This is a genomic window from Streptomyces sp. ALB3, assembly GCF_044385685.1.
In the GTDB taxonomy this organism is placed as follows: Bacteria; Actinomycetota; Actinomycetes; order Streptomycetales; family Streptomycetaceae; genus Streptomyces.
This window is the reverse complement of record NZ_JBISCE010000027.1, coordinates 406,668-431,734: the sequence shown is the minus strand read 5'-3', so window position 1 is coordinate 431,734 and position 25,067 is coordinate 406,668. Positions and strand designations below refer to the sequence as shown.

The 25,067-nt window shown below is 73.1% G+C and carries 20 protein-coding genes and 3 pseudogenes; 16 read left to right on the top strand and 7 right to left on the bottom strand.

Features of this window, described 5'->3' with window-relative positions:
- Positions 1-22: 22 nt before the first annotated feature.
- From ACHFIV_RS17100 to ACHFIV_RS17055, 10 genes and pseudogenes are all read left to right on the top strand, one after another.
- A pseudogene (locus tag ACHFIV_RS17100) lies at positions 23-1,341 on the top strand (glycoside hydrolase family protein); the annotation flags it as partial.
- A 64-nt stretch (positions 1,342-1,405) separates the two neighbouring features.
- Positions 1,406-2,605, top strand: a pseudogene (locus ACHFIV_RS17095) (alpha-amylase family glycosyl hydrolase); the annotation flags it as partial.
- 32 nt (positions 2,606-2,637) lie between these two features.
- Positions 2,638-2,955: a cupin gene (locus tag ACHFIV_RS17090; RefSeq protein ID WP_398969184.1), complete on the top strand. Its 318-nt coding sequence runs from the start codon at positions 2,638-2,640 to the stop codon at positions 2,953-2,955.
- Between the two features lie 118 nt (positions 2,956-3,073).
- Positions 3,074-3,982: a YihY/virulence factor BrkB family protein gene (locus ACHFIV_RS17085; RefSeq protein ID WP_398969181.1), complete on the top strand. Its 909-nt coding sequence runs from the start codon at positions 3,074-3,076 to the stop codon at positions 3,980-3,982.
- Positions 3,983-4,030: 48 nt separating this feature from the next.
- A complete protein-coding gene (locus tag ACHFIV_RS17080) occupies positions 4,031-4,723 on the top strand; it encodes a GNAT family N-acetyltransferase (protein WP_398969179.1) in 693 nt (230 codons plus the stop codon).
- 5 nt (positions 4,724-4,728) lie between these two features.
- Positions 4,729-5,610: an ABC transporter substrate-binding protein gene (locus ACHFIV_RS17075; protein WP_398969177.1), complete on the top strand. Its 882-nt coding sequence runs from the start codon at positions 4,729-4,731 to the stop codon at positions 5,608-5,610.
- Positions 5,611-5,766: 156 nt separating this feature from the next.
- Positions 5,767-6,030, top strand: a complete 264-nt coding sequence (locus ACHFIV_RS17070) for a type B 50S ribosomal protein L31 (protein WP_398969176.1) — start codon at positions 5,767-5,769, stop codon at positions 6,028-6,030.
- Positions 6,031-6,175: 145 nt separating this feature from the next.
- Positions 6,176-8,026 (top strand): acyl-CoA dehydrogenase family protein, encoded by a 1,851-nt coding sequence (locus ACHFIV_RS17065; protein ID WP_398969174.1) that lies wholly within the window; start codon positions 6,176-6,178, stop codon positions 8,024-8,026.
- Entirely contained in the window at positions 8,023-8,193 is a 171-nt protein-coding gene (locus ACHFIV_RS17060) for a hypothetical protein (protein ID WP_398969173.1), read from the top strand. Before ACHFIV_RS17065 ends, ACHFIV_RS17060 begins: the two co-directional genes overlap by 4 nt.
- Before the next feature lie 67 nt (positions 8,194-8,260).
- Positions 8,261-8,560 (top strand): annotated as a pseudogene (locus ACHFIV_RS17055) (ABC transporter ATP-binding protein); the annotation flags it as partial.
- Between the two features lie 108 nt (positions 8,561-8,668).
- Here ACHFIV_RS17055 and ACHFIV_RS17050 read toward each other — a convergent pair.
- Entirely contained in the window at positions 8,669-9,676 is a 1,008-nt protein-coding gene (locus ACHFIV_RS17050; RefSeq protein WP_398969170.1) for a PRC and DUF2382 domain-containing protein, read from the bottom strand.
- Between the two features lie 242 nt (positions 9,677-9,918).
- Here ACHFIV_RS17050 and ACHFIV_RS17045 point away from each other — a divergent pair, with 242 nt between their 5' ends.
- Positions 9,919-10,689: an adenosylcobinamide amidohydrolase gene (locus ACHFIV_RS17045; RefSeq protein ID WP_398969719.1), complete on the top strand. Its 771-nt coding sequence runs from the start codon at positions 9,919-9,921 to the stop codon at positions 10,687-10,689.
- Positions 10,686-11,582 (top strand): NAD(P)-dependent oxidoreductase, encoded by an 897-nt coding sequence (locus ACHFIV_RS17040; protein WP_398969167.1) that lies wholly within the window; start codon positions 10,686-10,688, stop codon positions 11,580-11,582. The genes ACHFIV_RS17045 and ACHFIV_RS17040 overlap by 4 nt, the downstream gene beginning before the upstream one ends.
- 4 nt (positions 11,583-11,586) lie before the next feature.
- Here the strand turns inward: ACHFIV_RS17040 and ACHFIV_RS17035 are convergent, their stop codons facing one another.
- Together ACHFIV_RS17035 and ACHFIV_RS17030 are read right to left on the bottom strand one after the other, a co-directional pair.
- Positions 11,587-12,846: a sulfite oxidase gene (locus tag ACHFIV_RS17035; protein ID WP_398969164.1), complete on the bottom strand. Its 1,260-nt coding sequence runs from the start codon at positions 12,844-12,846 to the stop codon at positions 11,587-11,589.
- Between the two features lie 315 nt (positions 12,847-13,161).
- On the bottom strand, positions 13,162-14,034 hold the full coding sequence (locus ACHFIV_RS17030; RefSeq protein WP_398969162.1) for a SigB/SigF/SigG family RNA polymerase sigma factor: 873 nt from the start codon (positions 14,032-14,034) through the stop codon (positions 13,162-13,164).
- A 444-nt stretch (positions 14,035-14,478) separates the two neighbouring features.
- On the opposite strand from ACHFIV_RS17030, the gene ACHFIV_RS17025 reads away from it, so the two are divergent.
- The 3 genes from ACHFIV_RS17025 to abc-f all read left to right on the top strand — a co-directional run bounded on the left by ACHFIV_RS17025 (position 14,479) and on the right by abc-f (position 18,617).
- Positions 14,479-15,333 carry a GNAT family N-acetyltransferase gene (locus tag ACHFIV_RS17025; RefSeq protein ID WP_398969159.1) on the top strand — a complete coding sequence of 285 codons (855 nt, stop codon included), beginning with the start codon at positions 14,479-14,481 and terminating at the stop codon, positions 15,331-15,333.
- Positions 15,334-15,363: 30 nt separating this feature from the next.
- Complete coding sequence (locus tag ACHFIV_RS17020) at positions 15,364-16,557, top strand: PP2C family protein-serine/threonine phosphatase (protein WP_398969157.1); 1,194 nt, start codon at positions 15,364-15,366, stop codon at positions 16,555-16,557.
- 362 nt (positions 16,558-16,919) lie between these two features.
- Positions 16,920-18,617 (top strand): ribosomal protection-like ABC-F family protein, encoded by a 1,698-nt coding sequence (gene abc-f / locus ACHFIV_RS17015; RefSeq protein WP_398969155.1) that lies wholly within the window; start codon positions 16,920-16,922, stop codon positions 18,615-18,617.
- 162 nt (positions 18,618-18,779) lie between these two features.
- Here the strand turns inward: abc-f and ACHFIV_RS17010 are convergent, their stop codons facing one another.
- Together ACHFIV_RS17010 and ACHFIV_RS17005 are read right to left on the bottom strand one after the other, a co-directional pair.
- Complete coding sequence (locus ACHFIV_RS17010) at positions 18,780-19,361, bottom strand: snapalysin family zinc-dependent metalloprotease (RefSeq protein WP_398969152.1); 582 nt, start codon at positions 19,359-19,361, stop codon at positions 18,780-18,782.
- Positions 19,362-19,620: 259 nt separating this feature from the next.
- Entirely contained in the window at positions 19,621-20,127 is a 507-nt protein-coding gene (locus ACHFIV_RS17005) for an NUDIX domain-containing protein (protein ID WP_398969150.1), read from the bottom strand.
- A 281-nt stretch (positions 20,128-20,408) separates the two neighbouring features.
- Between ACHFIV_RS17005 and ACHFIV_RS17000 the strand changes: the two genes are divergently transcribed.
- Positions 20,409-23,837 (top strand): phosphodiester glycosidase family protein, encoded by a 3,429-nt coding sequence (locus ACHFIV_RS17000; RefSeq protein ID WP_398969716.1) that lies wholly within the window; start codon positions 20,409-20,411, stop codon positions 23,835-23,837.
- Positions 23,838-24,023: 186 nt separating this feature from the next.
- Here the strand turns inward: ACHFIV_RS17000 and ACHFIV_RS16995 are convergent, their stop codons facing one another.
- Both ACHFIV_RS16995 and dhaL read right to left on the bottom strand, forming a co-directional pair.
- Positions 24,024-24,434, bottom strand: a complete 411-nt coding sequence (locus ACHFIV_RS16995) for a PTS-dependent dihydroxyacetone kinase phosphotransferase subunit DhaM (protein WP_398969147.1) — start codon at positions 24,432-24,434, stop codon at positions 24,024-24,026.
- Complete coding sequence (dhaL, locus tag ACHFIV_RS16990; RefSeq protein ID WP_398969144.1) at positions 24,431-25,048, bottom strand: dihydroxyacetone kinase subunit DhaL; 618 nt, start codon at positions 25,046-25,048, stop codon at positions 24,431-24,433. The genes ACHFIV_RS16995 and dhaL overlap by 4 nt, the downstream gene beginning before the upstream one ends.
- Positions 25,049-25,067: the final 19 nt, after the last annotated feature.

Here is a 25,067-nt window from a genome sequence, read left to right as displayed (position 1 = left end):
ATCCCCGTCCCGGCCACGCGCACCCATCTACGACGAGGCGAACGTCATGCTGGGCAGGACCGTCCCGGCGGGAAGCCGGATCAGGCTGCAGAAGGACGCCGCCAACACCAGCACCTACGCGATCGACTTCGTCAGCCTGGAGCAGGCGTCCCAGGGGGCGAACCCGGACCCGGCCACCTACACCGTGCCCGCCGGCTTCACCCACCAGGACGTACAGAACGCCCTGGACAAGGTCCGGATGGACACCACGGGCACGCTCGTGGGCGTCTACCTGCCGGCCGGCGACTACTCCACCTCCAGTAAGTTCCAGGTGTGCGGCAAGGCCGTGAAGGTCGTCGGCGCGGGTCCCTGGTTCACGCGGTTCCGTGCCCCGTCGACGCAGGACAACACCGACATCGGCTTCCGCGCCGAAGGCAGTGCGAAGGGCTCGTCGTTCTCGGACTTCGCGTACTTCGGCAACTACACGTCCCGTATCGACGGGCCCGGCAAGGTGTTCGACTTCTCGAACGTCTCCGACATCGTGATCGACAACATCTGGAACGAGCACATGGTGTGCCTCTACTGGGGGGCCAACACCGACGGCGTCACGATCAGGAACTCCCGGATCCGGAACATGTTCGCCGACGGCGTCAACATGACGAACGGGTCCACGGACAACCACGTGGTGAACAACGAGGCGCGGGCCACCGGGGACGACAGTTTCGCGCTGTTCTCGGCGATCGACGCCGGCGGCGCCGACATGAAGAACAACGTGTACGAGAACCTCACCTCCCTCCTCACCTGGCGGGCCGCGGGTCTGGCCGTGTACGGCGGCTACGACAACACCTTCCGCAACATCCTCGTCGCCGACACCTCGTGTACTCCGGTGTCACGGTCAGTTCACTGGACTTCGGATACCCGATGAACGGGTTCGGGACAGGCCCCACGGCGATCGAGAACGTGTCGGTGGTGCGCTCCGGCGGTCATTTCTGGGGGTCGCAGACCTTCCCCGGCATCTGGCTGTTCTCGGCGTCGAAGGTCTTCCAGGGCATCCGGATCTCGCACGTGGACATCGTGGGTCCGACGTACAGCGGCATCATGTTCCAGACGAACTACGTGGGAGGACGGCCGCAGTTCCCGATCAAGGACACCGTGCTCACCGACGTCTCGATCTCGGGCGCGCGCAAGAGCGGTGACGCCTTCGACGCGAAGTCCGGCTTCGGGCTGTGGGCCAACGAGATGCCGGAGGCGGGCCAGGGGCCTGCCGTCGGTGAGGTCACCTTCAACGGGCTGAAGCTCAGCGGCAACGCCCAGGACGTGAAGAACACCACGTCCACCTTCAAGATCAACGTCAATCCGTAGGGGCGCGGCCCACGCGGTACGCGGTCCGGGATGCGCCCCTCGGCCGCGTAACGACTTGCATCGAGAGATCCCGCCCAACGACTGGGTCTCGAGGTTCGGCGGCACCCCGTGGACCCGGGTCGCCGACGGGCAGTGGTACCTCCACCTGTTCGCCCCGGGACAGCCCGACTTCAACTGGGCGCACCCCGCCGTCCGTCAGGAGCACGAGGTCGTCCTGCGCTTCTGGTTCGAACGGGGCGTCGCCGGCGTGCGGATCGACTCGGCGGCCCTGCTCGCGAAGGACCCCGCCCTGCCCGACTTCGTCCAGGGGACCGACCCCCACCCGTACGTCGACCGCGACGAACTCCACGACATCTACCGCTCGTGGCGCGCCATCGCCGACCGGTACGACGGCATCTTCGTCGGCGAGGTGTGGCTTCCCGACTCCGAACGCTTCGCCCGCTATCTGAGGCCCGACGAGCTGCACACCGCCTTCAACTTCAACTTCCTGGCCTGCCCCTGGGACGCCGCGCTGCTGCGCTCCGCCATCGACGACACACTCGCCGAGCACGCTCCGGTGGGAGCGCCCGCCACCTGGGCGCTGTGCAACCACGACGTGACCCGCACGGTCACCCGCTACGGACGCGAGGCGACCGGCTTCGACTTCGCGGCCAAGGCCTTCGGCACGCCCACCGACCTCGAGCTCGGCACCCGCAGGGCACGGGCGGCCGCCCTGCTCTCCCTGGCGCTGCCGGGCGCCGTCTACCTCTACCAGGGGGAAGAGCTCGGACTGCCGGAGGCCGACATCCCCCGCGAGCGGATCCAGGACCCGATGCACCTGCGCTCCGGCGGCACCGACCCCGGACGGGACGGCTGCCGCGTCCCGCTGCCCTGGTCCGCCGGAGAGCCGTACGCGGGCTTCGGGGCCACGACCGAACCCTGGCTGCCCCAGCCGGCGGACTGGTCCTCGTACGCCGCCGACGGGCAGAGCACCGATCCCGGATCCATGCTCACCCTCTACCGGGAGGCACTGCGGCTGCGCCGCGGCACACCCGGCTTCGCCGCCGCGCCCGGCGAGACCGCCGACGGCCGGCTGAACTGGCTTCCCGCGCCACCGGGCGTCCTCGCGTTCCGGCGGACACACGGTCTGATCTGCGTCGTCAATCTCTCGGGGAGCCCGGTGCCGATGCCCGACCACGAGGAGATGCTGCTGATCAGCGCCCCGCTGGCCCCCTCCGGCCTGCTGCCGGATGATACGGCGGTCTGGCTGCGCGGGACGCGATAGCGGGGGAGCGGGGGCTGCGGCACAGTGGTCGTATGGATGATCTGAACGCTCTTGCCGACGAGCACCTGGCCGCGGCCCGCGCCCACGCGCACGGACGCAGCGCGCATCTGCTGCTGCGCCAGGAGCCGCTGCGCCAGACGGTGATCGCGCTCACCGCGGGGTCCGCCCTCGACGAGCACAACGCGCCGCCCGCCGCCTCACTGCAGGTGCTGCGCGGAGCGGTCCGGCTCACCGCCGGGTCCGGGGACGTGGACCTCGTGGCGGGCGGACTGCACCCCGTCCCCCAGGAGCGGCACGGACTGCTGGCCCTGGAGGACGCCGTGGTGCTGCTCACCGCCGTCAACGACTGAGCGCACCTGGAGTACACCCGGGCGACGGAGGCATGAGAGAAAGGGGGCGGCCGGGACGCCGTGCCATCGGTGACGGCGTCCCGTCCGTCCGCCTTCCCTACCCCCACGGAGTGCCCGCGTGCCCAGCAGGACCGACGACCCCGCCGCGGAACGAACCGCGTCCCCGGCAGGGCGCACCGCGCCGAGGCGCTGGCGCGCCGCTCTGCGCCGGACGCCCGTCTCGCTGTGGAACGACGACCTCTCCGACTGGGCGGCGGCCCTGACCTACTACGCCATCCTGGCGCTGCTGCCCGCGCTCCTCGTGACCGTCTCCGTCATCGGCCTGGCCAATCCGGGGGCCACGAACGCCTTGATCGCCGACATCACGGCCTTCGCGCCGGCCGAGTCCGGAGCGGCGTTGCGCCGGCCGCTGGAGGCGGCCACCCACGAGCGCACCGCCGTCTGGCTGCTCGTCGCCACCGGCAGCGTGAGCGCCGTGTGGTCAGCCTCCAGCTACCTGGCGGTCTTCCGCCGGGCGATGCACGCCATGCACCAGGTGAAGGACACCAGGCCGCCCCTGCGCCAGGCCCCCATCATCGTGGCCTCGGCCGTCGGACTACTCGTCCTGTTGATGGCCAGTGCGTTCGCTCTCGTGCTCACCGGGCCCCTGGCGCGGTGGCTCGGCCGCCGGGCGGGGCTGGCCCAGGCGGGGGAGACGCTGTGGGAGGGCCTCAAGTGGCCGGTCATGCTCTGCCTGGTCGCCTGCCTCATCCTGGTCCTCTTCAGTACCGGGCCGCGCTCCGCGCGGAGTGTGCGGCGAGGGCTGCCGGGCGGGGTGCTGGCGGCGTTCCTGTGGCTGGTCGCCTCGGCCGGATTCGCCGTGTACGCGACCCACATCGGCAGCTACAGCCGGCTGTACGGTTCGCTGGCCGGACTGGTCGTCTTCCTGATCTGGATCTGGTTCACCAATCTGGCGCTCCTGACCGGCGCGCAGTTCAACGTCGAACTGGCCCGGACGGAGGGCCACCGGGCCCGCGAGGCGCCCTGACGGCCCCAGGGCCTTGTGGGAGCGCTCCCAAGCCGTGAGACTGGGCCCATGGACAGGACCGCCCACGTACGCCCCTACCGGCTCGCCGACCGGGAGGCCCTCGCGGACATCTGCGTCCGCACGGCCGACAACGGTGGTGACAGCACGCACCTCTGTCCCGATCCCGGCCTGATGCCCGCACTGTTCGCCGAGCCGTACGCCCACCTCGAACCGGATCTGGCCTTCGTCCTGGACGACGGCTCCGGACGGGCGGTCGGCTACGTCCTGGGGACCGCGGACACGGGGCGGTTCGTGCACGCCTTCCGCGAGACCTGGCTCCCACGGGTGACGGCCCGCTTCCCCGAGCCCGGGGGCGAACCGGCGACACCCGCCGAGGAGATGACGGCCCTGCTGTACCGCCCCGAACGCATGGTCCTTCCGGAGCTGGCCGAGCACCCCGCACACCTGCACATCGACCTGCTGCCGCCGTGGCAGCGCAGGGGCCACGGCAGGGAGCTGATGGGCGCGTTCCTCGACGCGCTGCACCGCAAGGGCGTCCGTGCCGTCCATCTGTCCATGCTGACGGCGAACGCTCCGGCCAGGGCCTTCTACGACCGGCTCGGCTTCCAGGTGATCGACGTACCCGACCCGGGTCCGCTCACCTATCTGGGGCGCTCGACGGAGGGTGTGGAGCGGGTCGGCTGGGCAGGTAGTGGAGGGCGAGCCAGGGAGAGGGCCCGGGCCGCCGGCGCGGAGGGGTGAGCGGAATGACGGAGCAGAGCACATGGAGCTTCGCGGACGACCGTGGCCGGCTGGTGACGGCGGACCGCCGGCCGTCCCGGGTGCTCGCGTACGTCCAGGCGGGGGCGACGCTGTGGGACTACGGGATACGCCCGGAAGGCCTCTTCGGGTCCGGCCACGACGGACCGGAACCCGACCGCGCGAAGACAGGCGCGCTCCCGCTGGACGCCGTCGACTACCGGGGTGCGGGCGACGCCCTGGACGTGGACACGCTGTTACGCGGCGGACCCGACCTGGTCGTCGCCGTCAGTTACGGACACGGCCAGCTCTACGGGCTGGACCCGGACACCGCCAAGCACCTCGAGGAGTGCGTCCCGGTCGTCGTGATCGATGTGGGCCAGGCCCGTACCTTCGGCCGGGTCGCCGAGCGGTTCGCCGAACTCGCCCTCTCGCTCGGCGGCAGGCAGGACCCGGACGCCACCGCCGAGCTGCACGCCGCCCGCGAGCGGCTCCGCGCGGCCACCCGCGCCGCCAAGGAAGGGGTCAGGGTGCTGGCCCTGTCGCCCGCGAGCCAGGAGCAGGCGTACGCCGCCCGGCCCAGGATGTGGCCCGAGCTGCGTGTCCTGGCCGAGCTGGGAGCCGGCCTCGTCTCCCCGCCGGAGGGGGCCGGGGTCAACTGGGCCACCGTCGACTGGGCGGAGGCCGCTGCCCTGGAGCCCGGCATAGTCCTGGCCGACATCCGGTCCCACGCGCTTGCGCTCGACGGGGTGACCGCTCCCGCCTGGGAGGCCACCGGGCGGCGCGCGCGAGTCGTGCCGTGGAACCCGGAACCGCTGTGCAGCCCGCAGGGCCACGCGCGTTTCCTCTCGCTCGTGGCGGACGCCGTCGAAGGGGCCACGGCCGGCTGAGCGAACCTTCCCGCACATGGCTCCGGCCGGCTCCGGCCCCGGAGCAGGCGGGCAGGTCCGCTGCTCCGTACGGACGTCCCGGATCGCGCCCGACGCCGCCGTTCGGTTGGCTGGCACGGAGCAGGACGCGAGAACCCCGTACCCCCAGGAGCAGCCATGCAGCAGGACAAGCACCCCCCGTACCGCCCCGTGGTCTTCCGTGACAGCTCCGCCGGGTACGCCTTTCTGACCCGGTCCACCGCGTCCAGTGAGCAGACCATCGACTGGGACGACGGCAACAGCTATCCCGTCATCGATGTGGAGATCTCCGCCGAGAGCCACCCGTTCTTCACCGGAAAGGCCCGGGTGGTCGACACGGAGGGGCAGGTAGCGAAGTTCGAGCGGCGTTACGGCGACGAAGGCGGCACCGGCGCCCCCTGACCCGGCTCCCGCGGCCACCGACCGAGGGCACCTCGCTCCGGCCGGGGGTGCGGGTCCAGCCGGCGAAGGCCCCGACCGGAGCGCCGGTACCGCAGCGGTGACGTGTCCAGGGTGTCCTAGCCGTACCCCGGTCGTTCATTCCGTTATGACCGTGACCCTTACCGACACCGTCCCACCGTCCACCACCGACCTGCTGACCGGCGTCCTCCTCGGTCCGGACTTCCGCCGCCGGCACGGGTTCTGGCAGCGGCTGATCAGCACAGAACCGTTCCGCCGCCCCCCCGGCGGTACGCCCGAGGAGCGACTGGAACGTGCCTACGACCGGTTGCGGATCCTCAACCGGTCGCTCGACAGCGGCGCACGCCTCGCGGCCGACCCGCGCGCGCTGGCCGCCCTGCACGCGTGGCTCGGCCCGGTGGACCCCGCGCTGACCACCGTGGCGGGCATCCACTACAACCTCTTCCTCGGCACCCTCCTCGATCACGACTGCGTCGGCCGCCGCGATCTGTCGGACTACCTGACGATGCGGCGTATCGGCACCTTCCTCTGTACCGAGGTGGCCCACGGCAACAACGCCTCGGCCATGGAGACCACCGCGACGTACGACCCTGAGCGGGACGGCTTCGTCCTGCACACCCCGAACGCCGGCGCGCAGAAGTTCATGCCCAACACCAGCCCGGCGGGCGGGGCCAAGTCCGGACTGGTCGCCGCGCGCCTGGTCGCGGACGGGGCCGACCACGGGGTGCGCCTCTTCCTGGTGCCGCTCACCGATGAGGCGCAGGCACTGCCCGGCGTCCGGGTGCGGCGGCTTCCCGCCCGGATGGGCAGCCCGGTGGACCACTGCCTGACCTCCTTCGACCGGCTTCTCCTGGCGCGGGACGCCCTGCTCGAGTCCGGCGAGGAGGGAGACACCACGGGGGAGTTCAGGACCGGGCCGGGAGACAGGCGGCGGCGCTTCCTGACCTCGATCGGACGTGTCACCCCGGGCCGTATCTCCATGAGCGCCTGTGCGGCGGGCTCGGCCCGCGCGACCCTCGCGGTCGCCGTGCGCTACGGCGGTCACCGGCTGATCTCCGGGGCCCGCGGGAAGCCGCCCGTGCCCGTGAGCACCCACCGGTCCCACCACGGACCCCTCGCTTCGGCCATGGCCACGGTCTTCGCCATGAGCCTGCTGTACCGCAGGGCGCAGGAACGGTGGGAGGCCTGTACGGACGGGGACGGCCGGGCGGAAGCGGGAAGACTCGTCGACGTGGCGAAGGCATGGATCACCTGGCGGGCCCGTGACGTCATCGTCGAGAGCCGTGAACGCTGCGGCGCGCAGGCCCTGCTGGAGAACAACGGCATGACCGAACTCGTCACGGGCGTGGAGGGGGCCATCACCGCGGAGGGCGACAACATCGCCCTGTACGCCAAAGCGGCGGCCGACATGCTCCTCGCGGCCGAGCCCGGCGGCGGCGAGAGCGCGGACCGGTCTCCGTGCGCCGGTGACCTGGCCGACCCGGGCTTCCTGGGCCGGCTGCTCGGCTCCGTCCAGGACATCTGGTTCGCCCGTGCCAGGGCCCGCGCGCTGCGGGCGCCGGACGCTGACCTCCTCGGGCGGTGGAACGCGGCCTCGGGCCCCGCCCTGCGGGGGGTCGAGGCCTGGGCCTACCGGCAGGCAGCCGAGGCCTACGCCGAGGCACGCGCCGCGCTGCCCGAGGGAGCCGCCCGGGACCGGCTGGGTGAGCTGGAGCGGCTGTTCGCCGTCGAGTGGGTGGCCCGCAACAGCGGCGACCTGCTGGCAGCCGGACTCCTGAGCGGGGATCAGGTCGACGCACTGCCGGAGACGGCCGAGGAGCTGATCGCCGCCGTCGCCGCGCACGCCCCGGAACTGGCCGCTTCCTTCGCACTGCCCGAGGAGGTGTTCGCGGACTGGCCGATCGCCGGACCCGGCTACGCGGACGCGTACGACGATCCCGAGGGCCCCTGGAACACCGGCCGGGCGGATCCCCGGTGAGCGCGGGAGGCAAGGCGCCCGCAGCGTGCGGCCGTCTGGGCGAGCGGCTCGAGATCGTCGGCCTGAGCGCCGTCCTGCTCGCCTACTGGGGCACGGTGTCCGTGCTCGCGCGCCGGTGCGGGAAGCCGCGGACCGACTGCGGCGAATCGGTTCGCCCCAAGCGCTGACCCGCCGGACGTCCCGCCGGTACGGAGAGCTGACACCCCGCCGTACCGGTGGACGGGCCCCGACGGCGCCGGCACGCCGCGTGAACCCCTGCTGGACGAACCCGCCAACCACCTGGACATCCGGCACCAGGCGGAGCTGCTGTCCCTGGTCGCCGCGCTGCCCGTCACCGCCGTGACCGCGCTGCACGACCTGAATCCGGCCGCGATGTTCTGCGACCGGGGCACGGTCATGCGGGAAAGCCGCGTGGTGGCCGGCGGAACGCCCTCGGAGGTGCTCACCGAGGAACTCATCGCCGACGTCCACCGCGTACGCGCCGTGGTGGCGCCGGAGGGATCTGGGGGTCGCCCTTCGGCGCGGTTCCTCCCGGGGGATGCCGCCCCCGGGCGGCTCCGGTGCGACGAGGGGGCGGGCCCGTGGACCGCCCGGGTCCGCCCCTCGCTGGTGCCGCGCGGCCTCTCGCCGCTGTGTGAGGGGTCAGCGACGACGTCCCTGGCCGAACTCGCCGCCCATGTCCTTGCCGCTGCCCGTGTCCTTGCCGTCCGCGTAGTCGATCTTCTCCTTGCGGAGCTCGGCGGAGACTTCCTTCTGTTCGGTGACCCTGCTCGTCTCGAGGTGGACCCGCTCCACGGGGACCGCCTCCTTGCGGACGGTGGCTCGTTCGGCGTGCAGAGTGACCTCGACGTCCTGCTCGCCGAGTTCGCTCCGCCCGGTCATGCCCACTCCCTTCTCGCCCGGCTGTACGGGTTCGCGCACCACGCGTACCTCTTCGTGGGACACGGGCACCGTCCGGGTGACGTTCTCGGTCACGACGTACTTGTGCAGGCGTGCCTTCCCGCTCTCGTACTCCTCCGTGCCGACCTGGAGTTGCTCCTCGGAGCGGATCATCTCGTCCCGGCCGCCGGCGGACCGCTCGGCTCCGGCTCCGGCGAGCGGACGTGACGTGGAGGAGGTCTCCGTGTCGCGGTGCCTGCCCGCGCCGGCACCGGTGGTGCCCATGCCGGGGGTGGTGCCGGTGGCCTTCGCCTGGCCGGCCGGAGCGGTACGGCCGGCTCCGGCCGCGCCGCCCGCTGCCCCGGCCGCACCCGCGGCACCCATGGCGGCCGTCCCGGTGCCGGACGTGGTGGGCGCGTCGCCACCCGCCCCGCCGCGGCCGGTGGTCTTCCTGGTCATGCCGTAGTGCCGGTAGAGCTCCTCCTCCTCCGACACGGAGAGGTGCGCGTCCGCGTCCACCCGGGGGGCGTCCTTGACGCGGTCCTTGGGATGCGAGACGTGCAGGTCGGAACCCACCCGGCGGGCCCCCGCGAGCGGTACGAAGCTCTCCTTCATGCCGAACATGCCGGTCTTGACCGTGATCCAGTCGGGCTTGCCGGTGTCGTCGTCGACGTACACCCGGCCCACTGTGCCGACCTTCTCTCCGTCGCTGTCGTAGACGGTCAGACCGTCGAGTTCTCCGGAATCCGTGAAACCGTCAGCGGCTCCCATGGCCGATTCCTCCTCGCCCGGGCGCGTCCTGCGGTCGGTTCCAGCAGGGGAGGCGCGTCCGGATTCCATCGCGCCTCACCCGCATGGCGGCTGCAACTTCCCGGCCCCGGCCGCGAGCGGCCGAGACCACCGGTGCGGGGCGGTGGCCCCGGTTAAGGCGGGTGCCGGCCCGCGGCAGGCGTTACGCCATTCGGGTGAGCACTCCCCAGGACTCGCCTGAGGCGCGCCTCCGGCCCGCCCGTATGATCGACGCGCTGCTGCCGGCCGTCGGCAAGCCTGTCAGGGGGTGCGTCATCGGATCGACCGACATCCGCCTGCCCCGGCAGCGGGGGGAACTGCGGGTCCGGCGGGAAGGCGGCCTGGGACTGCACCACCTGGTCTGGCGGCTGGGACCCGGCTGGCGTGTGTGCAGCAGCGCCGTGCTCGGCGGCGGGATCGGCCCGCGGGAGTGGGTACTCAACGCCCAGGTGCCCGGCGGCTACCCCCGGCTCGACCCCGACCGGCACCTCGCGGAGATCGCGACGGCCGAAGCGCTCGACGGACCGGGGGCGGGCCTGATGACCGCCGCCGATGTCACCGCGTACACCGTCGCCGACGACGGAGGCGTGACCGCGACCGTCACCGGCGGCCTCGGCGTACGGGGATGGGCGGCGGTTCCGGCCGAGGGTGCCGACGGCCCACCGCCACCGGGAACCGTCAACATCGTCGTCACCCTCCCCGTGGCGCTCTCCGACGCCGCCCTGGTCAACGCGGTGGCGACCGCCACCGAGGCGAAGGTCCAGGCGCTGGTGGACGCCGGCCTGGACTGCTCCGGGACACCGACGGACGCGGTGTGCGTCGCCGCGCCGGACCCGGGCGGTCAGCCCGGAGAGCCCTTCGCGGGACCGCGTTCACGCTGGGGCGCGCGACTCGCCAGAGCCGTGCACCGCGCCGTTCTGGAGAGCGCGCTGCGGCAGTCTTGGGACCCACCGGTCCCGCGACCGCACGCACCGACGAAGGGAACCTCCCCATGACCACCGCATCCCCCGCAGAAGCCGCTCCCGGCACGCCGACCGTCGCGGTCCTCGGCACCGGGATCATGGGATCCGGGATGGCCCGCAGCCTGCTCAGGGGCCGGCTCCCCGTCCGGGTCTGGAACCGCACGCGGTCCAGGGCCGAGCCGCTGGCCGCTCACGGCGCCACCGTGGCCGACACCCCCGAGGAAGCGGTACGGGGTGCCGACGTCGTCCTCACCGCCCTGAACGACGGCCGGTCCGTGGCGGAGACCCTCACCACAGCGACCCCCGGCCTGCGACCGGGGCAGGTCTGGCTGCAGACCTCCACGGTCGGCCTCGACGCGACGACCGACCTCGTCCACCGGGCCGCCGGACTGGGACTGGTCTACCTCGACGCCCCGGTCTCCGGCACGAAGCAGCCCGCGGAGCAGGGCACGCTCACCGTCTTCGTCGCAGGGCCCTCCAGCGCCCGCGCCACGGCACTGCCCGTCCTGGACGCGATCGGGCACCGCACCGTGTGGGCCGGCGAGGAACCGGGAGCCGCCACCCGGCTCAAGCTCGTCGCCAACACCTGGGTGATCAACATGGTCAACAGCGTGGCGGAATGCCTCAACCTCGCCGAGGGTCTCGGGGTCGACCCGCAGCTCTTCCTGGACGCGATGAAGGGCGGCCCGCTGGACACCCCGTACCTCCAGGGGAAGTCGGCGGCGGTGCTCTCCGGTGATCTCAGCCCCAGCTTCGCCCTCTCCACCGCGCTCAAGGACGCCCGGCTGATCCTCGACGCGGCCGGGGCGTGCGGGGCGAGGCTCGACCTGGTCGCTGCCTCCGCCGAGCGGTTCACCCGCGCGGAGGCGGCCGGACGCGGTGGCCAGGACATGATCGCCACCTACTACGCGGGCCGCCCCGCGTAGCCGGTCAGACCACGGTCACCGGATGCCGCACCACCGCGTCGAAGAGATAGCCCTGCGTGTTGGGAGCGGTGGCCGCCGGCTGGGTGCGGCCTGAGCGGTCCGTCGCCCGCGCGAGCAGAACGCCCGGGCCCGCCTCCACCGGTACCCAGTCGGCGGTCCAGCGGACCCAGCTCCCGGCCCTGGGCTCGTCACGCAGCCGTGCGGGACGCCACCGGGCGCCGCCGTCCGTGCTGACCTCGACCGAGCGCACCGGCGGGCCGCCCGACCAGGACCGGCCGGTGAGCAGATGCCTGCGACGGGCGGCGAACGAGGCACCGGGCTCGAGCTCGAACGCGCTCTTCAAGGTCTGGCGGGTCAGGGGCGCGCCGCCCTCCGGCGGGTACGCGGGACCGAAGAGCCGGTACAGGCCCGTGTTCCACGGGCTCAGCAGTGGCTCCGCGCTCACCTCGATGTCACCCACCCACTTGATGTTCGCTATGCCCACCCAGGACGGCACGACCAGCCGGACCGGTGCGCCGTGGTCGGGCGGCAGCGGCTCGCCGTTCATCTCGTACGCGAGAAGTACGTCGTCCAGTGCCTTCGCCACCGGCAGGGGTCTGCGCACCCGGCCGAGCGCCGTCCCGTCGCTGACGACCTCCGCGTCCAGGCCGCGTGGCAGCACGTCGACCGCGTGCCGGCCGATCCCCGCCCGGTGCAGGACCTCGGCGAGACGTACGCCGCGCCAACGCGCCGTGCCGATCGCGCCCAGCGTCCAGGCGGTACCGCTGACCTGCTGGCCCTGCTGCGAGGTGAAGAAACTCCGGCCGTTGCCCGCGCACTCGACGAACGCCGTGCGGGTGACGGCCGGCAGCGCGCGCAGCGCCTCGTACGAGAAGTCCACCGGGCCGCCGGACAGACCGTCGCCCCATACCGTCAGCTTCCAGTCCGAGGCGTCGATGACCGGGGTGGAGGTGTGGTTGCGGACGAAGAAGCGGTCGGTGGGAGTCAGGAGTCCTGTCTCCCGCAGCGCCGCGAACCTCGTCTCGGCGTTGGTGCCGCGCACCGTGAACAGCTCCGGCGGCAACGGCTTCACCACCCCCGCCGGCGACTGAGCCGCATGGGCGGGGGCCGCGCCGGCCGGGACCAGCGGGGCCGCGACAGAGGCAGCGGCGACCAGCTTCAGCAGCTCACGACGGTCGATCCCCGCAGGTCTCGCACGGCCGCGCGCCCACTGGCGCAGCCGCCTCAGGTCGTACGCGGCTTCGGACGGGGACAGGGAACTCATGGGCGCTCCAGGGGAGAAGTGTCCGATCGGGCGGGGCCGCCGCGCGCCGTCAGCAACTCCCGTACGGGGCGGCCACCCGGCCGGTCTCGAACAGGACGCGGTGACGGAGCGGACGGGCTGGCTCATGTCATGCCTCGCACGGTCGTTCCGAGGAGGTCCGTGCGGGCGCGGCGGCGTACTGGTCACGGACCGTAGACGCCGCTCGTGCCGGAGGGAAGCAGGCCGCACAGCCGGCCACGAAGCTGCAATGCCGCCGCAACACACGCCGGAGGCCGGCCCCGTCGAACGACGGGGCCGGCCTCCGGCCGGGTGGCGTCAGTCCTCTGTGAACATCCCGCTGCGCAGCTTGCCGAGAATGCGGTTGAGCAGCCGGGAGACGTGCATCTGTGAGATACCGAGCTCCTCGCCGATCCGGGCCTGCGTCATTTCCTGGCCGAAGCGCATGTCGATGATGCGGCGCTCGCGCGCGTCGAGCTCGCCCAGCAGCGGCGCGAGCGTGTGGAGGTTCTCCACGGCCTCCATGGCGGCGTCGGGCTCGCCCAGCACGTCCGCGTAGGTGCGCCTGCCCGCCGCGCGGCCCACCTGGTCGCCCGTGTCGGCCGGCATGTCGAGCGATCCCGCCGTGTAGCCGTTGGCCGCGACGATGCCCTCGGCGACCTCCTCCTCCGGGATACCGAGGTGCTCGGCGAGCTCCCGCACCGTGGGGTCCCGGTCGAGGCCCGCAGCCAGGGCCTCCTTCGCCTTCGCGAGATCCACCCGCAACTCCTGCAGCCTGCGGGGCACATGCACGGACCAGGTGGTGTCCCGGAAGAAGCGCTTGATCTCGCCGACGATGTAGGGCACGGCGAACGAGGTGAACTCGACCTCGCGGGTCAGGTCGAAGCGGTCGATGGCCTTGATGAGACCGATCGTGCCGACCTGGACGATGTCCTCCATGTCGCCGCTGCCCCGGTTGCGGAAGCGGCCGGCGGCGAAGCGCACGAGGGACAGGTTCATCTCGATGAGGGTGTTGCGGGCGTACTGGTACTCGGCGGTGCCCTCCTCGAGCACCCTCAGGCGGTCGAAGAAGAGCTTCGACAGCTGGCGCGCGTCCTGTGGGGCGATCCGCCCGGCGTCCTCGATCCAGGGAAGTCCGTCGGCGGCACCTGCTCGTTCCGCACCGGCGGTCTGTGCAGTGTGCACGGTCATCCCGTCACGCTCCTCAGGTTGTGTGGGACCAGAGGTGTAGGCGCCTGCCCGACGGCACCCAACTCATGCGCGACAGAACGGTTTTGCGCCATGATCGCGGCGGATTCGGCCGGTATGCGTCGTGATCGTCCCCGCAGCCGTGGCGGTGGAGCACCGTGCGCGCGCATGGGACCGCCCCACCGGTACGGGGGAGCCCGGTGGGGCGGCCGTATCCAGAGTGCCACAGGCCGGCGCCGGGTGGGGCGGTATCCCGTGCAGAGGTGCGCGATTCGCCCGACCGGCAGGGGCGGCCGTACCGCGCCCGTCGGCGGCGCCGGCGTCGTGCCACGGCCACCGCTCATGTTGCACCCTCGTGAACGGAACGCCGGCCCGGGAATAGGCGCGGGGCGAACCGGCCTTTACCCCTGTCGTCGCCCGCCGCTACCGACCGGAGTGAGATCGCCCATGCCCGAGGCCACCCCTCTGTCCACGCACCGGCCCACGCCACGGGCCGCGGACCCGTCCACACCCCGGTTGCCGGCCCCCGGGACGGCGACCGCCGCCTCCCACCCGCTGGACGACCCCGTCCGCGCCTCGCTGACCGGTCCGCACGCCCGCTTCGCCCAGCGGCGGGGCCGCGTCATGCGCTACCACCCGGAGGTCACGCCCTGGCTCGCCCTGCCCGACGCCCCCGAGGCCCGGGACTGGGCCGACGTCGCCGCGCTCGCGGGCGTCGGCGCGTCCGTCACCGTCACCGCCTTCCGTGAGCCTCCGCCGGCCGGCTGGGAGATCGTGTTCCACGCCGAGGGCGTCCAGTTGGTCGACGACACCGTGGACGTCGCCCCCGACCCGGAAGCCGTCCTCCTCGGTCCCGCAGACGTGCCGGAGATGCTGGACCTGGTGGGGCGCACCCGTCCCGGCCCGTTCCTGCCGCGCACCGTCGAACTGGGCACCTATCTCGGCATCCGCCGCGCCGGGGTCCTGGTCGCGATGGCGGGGGAGCGGCTGCACCCGCCGGGTGCGACCGAGATCAGTGGCGTCTGCACCGATCAGTCCGTGCGCGGTCAGGGGCTCGCGACGCGCCTCGTCAGGGCGGTCGCCCACGGGATCCGGGAACGGGGGGAGGTCCCCTTCCTGCACGCCGCGGCGTCGAACACCTCCGCCGTCCGGCTCTACGAATCCCTCGGCTTCACCCTGCGCCGCACGACCTCCTTCCTCACCACGATCGTCCCGGCGGACGCTCCGGCGGGCGCGGCGCCACCGACCGACGTCAGGACCCGGGAGCAGGGGACGGGTAGCTTGGAACACGTGGGGCGTTAGGGACGGACAGGCGGGAGGCATGCCGTGGTCATGGGGCTCCGGCGTCCGTCGGCGGCGCGCAGACCACCGCTCCCGGGCACGGACCCGGGAGAGGCCGCGGCGGGCGCCGCCAGGATCGGGAACCGGGCGCTGGCGCTGTGGATCGTCCTGCTGACCGTGCTGATCGTCCTGCTCGACGCCTTCACCGGCAACGACCTCCCTCTCATCCCGCTCACCGTGGTGCTGCCCGCGCTGGCCTCGGTCTTCTGCACGGTCCGCCAGACCACCGCTGTGGCCGTATGGGTCACCCTCGTCGTCGTCGCCTCTCGGATCGCCTCGACCGGCCCCTTCTGGGACGTCGTCTTCCTCATCGGCTTCACCGCCCTGGCCAGCGCTCTGGGTGTCGTCGCCTGCGCCGCACGCATCCGCCACGCCGTCGAAATGGCGAGGCTCCGCTCGGCGGTCGTCGCGCTCCAGCGCCAGATCCTGCGTCCGCTCCCCGTCACCACGCGGCAGGTATGCGCCCACGGCCTCTACGAACCGATGGAGGAGGACCGCTTCGTCGGCGGCGACATCTACGAGGTCGTGGAGTCGCCCCACGGGACACGCGTGATCATCGGCGATGTGCAGGGCAAGGGACTGCCGGCGATCGGAGCCGGATTCGCCGCGCTCGGGGCGTTCAGGGAGGCGGCCGTCCGGGAGCCCGAACTCACCGCGGTGGCCGACGCCGTCGAGGCCGCGGTCGTACGGCACAACGCCTTCTCCGCCGAGACGGGTGAGACGGAACGCTTCGTCACCGCCCTGCTGCTCGGGTTCGACGGAAGCGACCGTGTGCAGGCCGTCAACTGCGGCCACCTGCCGCCGCGGCTGCTGCACGACGGGGCGGCGTCCGTCGTCGCCCTGCACCGGACCTCCGTACCGCTGGGCATGGCCGACCTCAGCAGCGAGCCGCGCGCCGTGGAATGGCTCAGCTTTCCGCCGGGCTCCGCACTGATGGTCTTCACCGACGGTGTGACCGAGGCGCGCGATGCGACGGGGGTCTTCTACCCGTTCGACGAACGGCTCGGCGAATGGGTGGGACGCGGGCCCGATCAGGTCCTGCACGCGCTCCAGGCCGACCTCCAGAGCTTCTCCGGGGGAGTCCGCCGCGACGACGTGGCCGTGCTCGTGCTGTGCAGGCCGCCCGGCGGCGAGGAAGCGGCCCTGCCGCACGGGAGCACCGCGACGGGCGGCCGCGGGGAGTAACAGCCGCTTGGCAGGAGGGGGAGCGAGCCGGTCGCCGTGACGTCGCGCTTTTCCGCCGGGCCGGCCCGGCGCGGGGGCGATGCCGCGTGCCAGGGGGCCGGCCACGCCGCCGGAACCCCCGGAGACAGCCGGGAGCCGCCGCAGCATGGTTAGAATGACGGCATGGGTTCGTACTACTTCTTTCTCTGACGCACGGCCAGGACGCCGCCGCGCGACGCTGACCGTCGCCGCGTGAACCGCCGGGTCACCCCGTGTGCGCCGCCGTCCTTCCCGCCGTCCGACACCCCCTGTCCCGCAACGCGCTTCCGCGTCCGACGCGATGTGTGCGCTGCCGAGGGCATGCCACTTCAGGGAAATCACCCATGTCTCTTCAGCACCCCCGCGCCCAGCTGGCGATGAACGACGTCTCCAAGGCGTACGGTGACCGGTCCGTCCTGGACCAGGTGTCCCTCACCGTCCGTCCCGGGGAGAAGGCCGGCGTCATCGGCGAGAACGGCTCCGGGAAGTCCACCCTGCTCCGGCTGATGGCCGGCGTGGAGACCCCGGACAGCGGTGACCTCTCCGTCAGCTTCCCGGGCGGTACCGGATACCTGGCCCAGACCCTCACCCTCGATCCCCGGGGCACGGTCCAGGACGCCGTCGACGAGGCCTTCGCCGAACTCCGCGCCATCGAGCGGGCGATCCGCGCCGCGGAGGAGGAGATGTCCGGCGGGGACCCGGCCGACGTGCAGCTCGCCGCCTACGGGGACCTCCTGACGGCGTACGAGGAACGCGGCGGGTACCGGGCTGACGCCAGGGCCGCGGCAGCCCTGCACGGCCTCGGGCTCGGGCATCTCAGCCGGGACCGCGGGCTCGGCACCCTGTCCGGCGGCGAGCAGTCCCGGCTGGCCCTGGCCTGTGTACTCGCCGCCGCCCCGGAACTCCTCCTCCTCGACGAGCCCACCAACCACCTCGACGCGACGGCCGTCCACTGGCTGGAGGACCACCTCCGCGCCCACCGGGGCACCGTGGTCGCCGTCACCCACGACCGGGCCTTCCTGGAGCGGGTCACCACCGTGGTCCTGGAGGTCGACCGCGACCTGCGAAGCGTCTCCCGGTACGGCGACGGCTGGGACGGCTACCGCACGGCGAAGGCGGCAGCGCGCCGCCGCTGGGCGCAGGAGCACCAGGAATGGCTGGCCGATCTGGCTCGTACGGAAGAGCTGGTGAGCGCGGCAGGCCGGCGCCTCGCGGGAGCCGGAAAGGATCCCGGGCAGGGCTTCGGCAAGCACCGCCGGTCGCACGAAGCCAAGCTGTCGGGCCAGGTGAGGGCCGCCAGGTCCCGACTGGAGGCGCTGCGCCGCTCGCCCGTCCCCGCGCCTCCCCGGCCGCTGCGCTTCACCGCAGACCTGGCCCTCGCCCGCGCGGCCGGATCCCCGGCCGGCGGGGAAGACGGACCGGGCCCGTCGGCGGAGCTGAACTCCGTGCGCGTCGGTGAACGGCTGGACGTGCCCTGCCTGCGCGTCGAGCCGGGCCGGCGGCTGCTGGTCGACGGACCCAACGGCGCGGGGAAGACCACACTGCTGCGCGTCCTGGCCGGGGACCTCGTGCCCGACGTCGGCACGGTCGTGCGGCGGGGCCGGATCGGCTACCTCCCGCAGGAACTCCCCGTGAGGCCCACCCGCCGTACCCTGCTGGCCACCTTCGCCGCGGGGCGGCCTGGGTTCCCCGACGAGTACGAGGACGAACTGCTGGACCTCGGCCTGTTCCGTCGTGAGGACCTGGGCGTGCCCGTGGCGGCCCTCTCCATCGGGCAGCAGCGCAGGCTCGCACTGGCGCGGCTGGTGACCCGTCCCGCGGATCTGCTGATCCTGGACGAGCCGACGAACCACATCGCGCTCGGACTGGTCGAGGAGCTGGAGGCCGCGCTCGACCGGTACCCGGGAGCTGTCGTGGTCGTCTCGCACGACCGGAGCTTCCGTGGGCGCTTCACCGGAGACAGGATCGAGCTCCGGGCGGGCCGGCCGGTGACGGGCCAGGGGGACCCTGCCTCCGAGGCGCCGCGCGCTTCGCGCGCGTAGACACGCGACCCCTCGGCATCCCCGGACGGGCGCCCCGACGCGGACCCGGCGCGGGACAGGCCGCCCCGGCGCGGACCCGGCGCGGCCCGGCTTCGAGCGCCCCGCCTCGCGGGATCGCCGAGCCGCCCGCCCCGGCGCGGGCGTCGGTCACAGGACCAGGACCTACGGCGCGTCCACCAGGAGCCGGCCGCCGGAAGAAGTGGGCGAGGCGAGGCCGTTGGCGTAGGCGGACTCCACGCGGCCCCGCTCGGTCGCGTTCGGAACGGCGTTCCTGCACGCGGTCCCCGCGCTCGATCCCGACATCAGCTGGGAGCAGGGGCCGGGTTTGGTGTCGGGCAGGCCCAGGCTGTGGCCGATCTCGTGGGCGGCGATGCGGGTCCTGTCGTACCCCTGTGACACGGCCTGGCTGCCGAGCTCGACACGAACCTGGCCGCCCGGGCGCACCGGGCCGAGTGTCGCCTGCGGCCATCCGCTCGTGGCGACGATCTGGATCTCGGCCCTGGTCCCGGGTGCCGCTTCGACCAGCCTGACACTGCCGACGTTCCGGTTCCACGAGGCGACCCCGGCGGTGACCGCCGCCTCCCATCCGACTGCCCTGCTGTCGTCGTAGCGGAGCGTCACCACCGCGGCCGCCTCCTTCGTCACGGGGGACTCCGGCGGGGGCGTGGCGTGCGCTGCTGTCGCTGCGGCCAGGGTGACCGCGGCGGCGGTTCCGGCGGCCTTGAGCCATAAGGAGTGCGGCATTGCTGTCCCTTCACTCGAGGGTGAGTCGGTTCCGGCCGGAACGGAACGTTCCGAGCGGAGGGAGGGAACTGCGTCACCGGTGTGGCCGGCCACAGTCTCCCGGGCCTTTGAGCTATGCCCAAGTCTCCGTACTTATCATGCTCCTGTCATGAGAATCGGCCGGAAAGGAGCGCGGGACGGACCCGGCCCCCTCCGGACGCGAGCGCGGCGCGGGAACGCGCCGGCCCCCTCGGAGGCACGCGGACACGGGCTCCGGCGCCTATGCCCCCGAAGAGGAGCGGCCCTCCCGTACGTGTGCACGCAACCGCTCGACGAAGACCCGCTGACCCGCCACCAGCCGTTCGAGGGCCTCTTCCGGGGTGCACCAGGCGAACCGGTCCATCTCCGGGAACTCCCGCAGTACACCGGAGCCCCGCGGCCACTCCGTCGTGAAGGTGCCCGGAACCGCAGTGGCAGGGTCCAGCCCGGCTTCCACGGCCCATACGGTGACGGTCTTGCCGCCGGACTGACGTGTGTCGCCCAGCGACACCCAGGTGCCCTCCGGGAGAGGCAGCCCGAGCTCCTCCTCGAACTCACGGCGCGCGGCGGCCGCGGGCTCCTCCGAGGGCGCGTACTCGCCCTTGGGGATCGACCAGGCCGCCGTCTCGCGCCGGGCCCAGAACGGACCACCCATGTGGCCGATCAGTACTTCGGCGTCCGGCCGGCCGTCCGCACCGGCGACGACCCGGAAGAGCAGGATCCCCGCGCTGCGCTTGGCTGTCGACATGTCGTCAAGTGTGCGGGGCGGGCGTCCGGAAGGCCAGCGGCCGAGGGCTCCCCGGGGAGCGCGCGGGCCCGCCGAGGGCGGACCGCCGGAGTCATCCCCTCGCCGCGCGCTGTTCCTCCCGATGTCCCCGTTGTCCTCTGGTGTGTCCCGCCGGGCCCGGTCATGCTGGCCGCCGACGGCGCGTTCCGCGCGCAATCCACTCCGCACCAGGAGGATTTGTGGGCCTTGGCACCTACCGCAGCGCCCTGCGGCCACTCGTGCTGCTCGCGACCGCCGGGGCGATGGCGGCCGGGACCGTCACCCCCGCAGCCGCCGACCGAACTCCGGACCCCCGCCCGCACACCACCGCCGAGATCCTCAGGCCCGTCACCCCGCCCGCAGCGAGCGGCCCGTCCGGCCGGCCGAGATCCGTGGTGGACGGCGACGGCATCGAGACCGCCCGTGCGTCACGTCCCATCGCCCCCGGCGTCCGGCTGAGTTCGTACGACCGCCTGGAGTCCGACAAGTGGCTGCGGGTCGACACCCTCTCCGTCGATCTGGCAGGCAGCGGGGTGCGAGCCGACTACCTCTCCTCTGGCAAGGTCGCGGACCGGCGCGCGGTCTCCGAGCTCGCCGCCGGGCACGATCCGGGGAAGGGCCGGCGTACCGTCGCCGCGGTCAACGCGGACTTCTTCGACATCAACCAGACCGGAGCGCCCCAGGGGCCCGGCGTGAAGGACGGCCGGACGGTCCACTCCCCGGCTCCGGGCGCCAACCGCGCGGTGGGTATCGGGCCGGAGAACGCGGGGCGCGTCCTGGAGCTGTACTTCGAGGGCACGCTGACGCTCCCTTCGGGAACCCACCCCCTCGCGGCGTACAACGCGGCGAACGTCCCGGCCCAGGGAGTGGGCGCCTACACCTCCGCCTGGGGCAGCGCCGACCGGGCGCTCACCGTCGACGACGCGCAGCCCGCCACCGAAGTGGCGGTACGGGACGGCGAGGTCGTCTCCGTGACGGACGCCCCCGGGGCGGGGCCCGTACCCGAGGACACCGTCATCCTGGTGGGGAGGGAAGCCGGAGCGGTCCTGCTGGCCGCACTGGAGCCCGGTGACCCGGTCGGCATCGAGTACCGGGTACGCACCGACGGCGGAGCGGTGCCGCGTACCGCCGTGGGTGGCCGGGAACTGCTCGTCGTCGACGGGGCGGCGCAGAACCACGACGGCGAGGGCAACAACACCGCGGCGCCCCGCACCGCCGTAGGGTTCTCTAAGGACGGCCGGACCATGCAGGTCGTCACCGTCGACGGCCGTCAGACCGACAGCGGCGGTGTCACCCTCACCGAGCTGGGCGAGATGATGCGCCGGGCCGGCTCGTACAGCGCGCTCAACCTCGACGGCGGAGGCTCCTCGACACTCGTCGCCCGTGAGCCGGGCAGCGACGTGCTCCAGGTCGAGAACAGCCCCTCCGACGGCAGCGAGCGCACGGTCCCCAACGGCCTCGCCCTGACCGCCCCCGACGGCAGCGGGCGGCTCGAAGGGTTCTGGGTCGAGACCCGTACGCCGGCGAGCGCCGCCCCCGGTGACGGCCCGGTCGGCGGAGGTCACCCCGAGCGGGTCTTCCCGGGGCTGACCCGTCAGCTCACGGCCGCCGGATTCGACGAGACGTACGGCCCCGCCCCGGGCTCCCCGCGCTGGCGCGCAGTCAGTCCGGCAATCGGCCGCGTCGACGACCAGGGCGTCTTCACCGCGCGCCGCAGCGGCGCGACCGACGTCCTCGCGGAACGCGCCGGCGCCCGCGGCGGAACCCGCCTCACGGTCCTCGACCGGCTGGACCGGATCCGCTCCACCACGCCGCGCGTCGGACTGGCGGACCGAGCGGCCACCGGCGGTTTCGGCATCGTCGGCCTCGACGCCCACGGTACGAGTGCTCCCGTCGAGCCGGGCGACCTCACGCTCGACTACGACCGCACGCAGTTCGCCGTCGAGGACGACGGCCGCGGAGCCTTCACCGTCAGATCCCTCACCGGTTCGGGCGCCGGACGGATCACGGCGACGGTCGCAGGTGTCAGCACCACCCTCGCGGTGAGTGTCGGCCTCACCGAGCAGGCTGTCGCCGACTTCGACGACGCCGGAACCTGGAAGTTCAGCCAGGCCCGCGCGGACGGTTCGCTCGGGGCGACGCCGGACGGGCACACCGGCGCCGGTCTCCGCCTCACCTACGACTTCTCGCGGTCGACGGCGACGCGCGCCGCCTACGCGGCACCGCCGCGCCCCGTCGTCGTCCCGGGCCAGCCCCAGTCGTTCACCCTCTGGATCAAAGGTGACGGGAACGGTGCCTGGCCGACTCTGCACCTCAAGGACGCGGCGGGTTCCGACCAGCTCCTACGAGGGCCCTACGTCACCTGGAACGGCTGGCGGCAGGTCACCTTCACCGTGCCACCGGGCGTGGCGACGCCGCTGTCGGTCCACCGCTTCTACCTCGCCGAGACGGCCGCGGCCCGGCAGTACACCGGCGAGATCGTCGTGGACGACCTCGCCGCCCAGGTGCCGCCCACCGTGGAACTGCCCGGACAGCCGCAGGCCGCCGACCCGTTGGTCGACACGGCCGCGGTGACCGGGGCCAGGGACTGGCGGTTCGCCGTGATGTCGGACGCGCAGTTCGTCGCACGCGATCCGGACAGCGCCATCGTCCAGCAGGCCCGACGCACCCTGCGGGAGATCAAGGCGGCGCGACCCGACTTCCTCGTCGTCAACGGCGACCTCGTCGACGAGGGATCACCCGCCGACCTCGCCTTCGCCCGCCGGATCCTCGACGAGGAGCTGGGCGACTCGTTGCCCTGGTACTACGTGCCCGGCAACCACGAGGTGATGGGCGGGAGGATCGACAACTTCGTCACACACTTCGGGCCGGCCCGGCGGACGTTCGACCACAAGGGGACCCGGGTCATCACTCTGGACACGTCGAGCCTCAGCCTGCGTGGCGGCGGCTTCGCCCAGATCAAGGAGCTGCGCGCCCAGCTCGACGCCGCGGCCGCGGACCGCTCCGTCGGTTCCGTCATGCTGATCGAGCACGTGCCTCCACGCGATCCGACGGTGCAGAAGGGAAGTCAGCTGAGCGACCGCAAGGAGGCGGCACTCGTCGAGCAGTGGCTCGCCGATCTCCGCCGCACGACGGGCAAGGGGGCCGCGTTCGTCGGCAGCCACGTCGGGGTCTTCCACGCCTCGCGCGTGGACGGAGTCCCCTATCTGATCAACGGGAACTCGGGCAAGGCGCCGGCCGGACCGGCGGGTGAGGGGGGCTTCACCGGCTGGACCCTCATCGGCGCGGACCGGGTCTCGGACGGCGAACAGGCGGCGGCGCGCCGGCAGCCGTGGGAGGGAGGTCCCGACTGGGTCTCCGCCCAGACCCGCGCCCACGTCGACGCCCTGGCCCTCGACGCCCCGCCCGCGCTCGTCACCGGAGAGCGGGCGAGGGTGGGCGCGTCCGTCACACAGGGCACGCGAACCGTGCCCGCGGCCTTCCCGCTCAGCGTGGACTGGACGGGTTCCCCGAACCTCCACATCGGGGACGCGGACGACGCCCGCCGACGCCACACCGCGACGCTCGATCCCAGCACCGGCACTCTCACCGCGCTCCGGCCGGGCGCCCTCACGCTCGCGGTGACCGTCAACGGCGCCACCCGGCAGCTGCGCATCCAGATCGCGGCCGGGGCGGCGGAACCCGCCGCCTGACGCCTCGTCGCACGCGCGGCCACCGCGCGGCTCCCGGACCACCACCCGGTCCGGGAGCCGCGCGGTGTTCTCCTGCACCACGGCCACACAGTTCACTCCGGACGGAGCGGCCCGCACGGCGGCCTGAGCCCACGCGCGACCGTCTCGCGCCGGCCGCCCCGCCCTGAGGGGGCGCGGCCGTCACCCTCACGCCTTCCGGTAACCGTACGCGTCCGTTGCCGCCGCCTCCACGGTCCCCAGATCGCCCCCCGCCGACGCCGTCACCAGCGCCGCGACCGCGCCCTCCACGAACGGGGCGTCCACCAGCCGCGCCCCGTCCGGCAGCTCACCGCCCTCCGCCAGCATGGACTTCACCGTGAGGACCGCACTCCCGAGGTCCACGAGCAGAGCCACCCCGGCGCCCCTGTCGACCTTCCTCGCCGCCTCGGCGATCAGCTCCGAGCTCGTCCCGAGCCCGCCGGCCGAGGTACCCCCGGCCGCCGCCATCGGGGCCGTCGCCCCACCCGCCGCCAGCCCTCTGGCCAGCTCGGCGACGGCCTCCGCCACCGGCCCGCTGTGCGAGACCAGCACGATCCCCACCTGCTTCTCCTCACTCATGCCGCACCCTCGCCCCTCTGCTCCGCCGCCTCGGCGAGTGCCCCCACCAGAAGCGCGGCCGACGCGGCCCCGGGGTCCTGGTGCCCGATGCTGCGCTCACCCAGATAGCTCGCCCTGCCCTTACGCGCCCGCAGCGGCACGGTCGCCAGGGCGCCGGCCAGCGCGGCGTCCCGGGCCTGCCCGAACGATTCGCCCACTACCTCGACCGAGGGGAGCAGGGCGTCGAGCATCGTCTTGTCCCCGGCCTGCGCCCCGCCGAGCTGTGCCACCGCGGCGACCCCCGCCCCGAGGGCCTCGGCCAGCTGACCGGGTGTCACCTCCGCCGCGTCGCCCAGGGCCTTTCCCGTGCGGCGCAGCAGGGTTCCGTACAAGGGACCGGAAGCCCCGCCGACCGTGGAGATCAGATGTCTGCCTGCCAGCGTCAGCACGGACCCCGGCGTCGCGGGGGGCTCCTTGTCGAGCACATCGTTCACCGCCGCGAAGCCGCGCCGCATGTTGCTCCCGTGATCGGCGTCCCCGATCGCGGCGTCCAGCTCGGTCAGCCGGTCCGCCTCACGGTCGACGGCAGCCGCGGTGGCAGCCATCCAGCGGCGGAAGAAATCGGTGTCGAGCACAAGATCTCCTGTTCCTCAC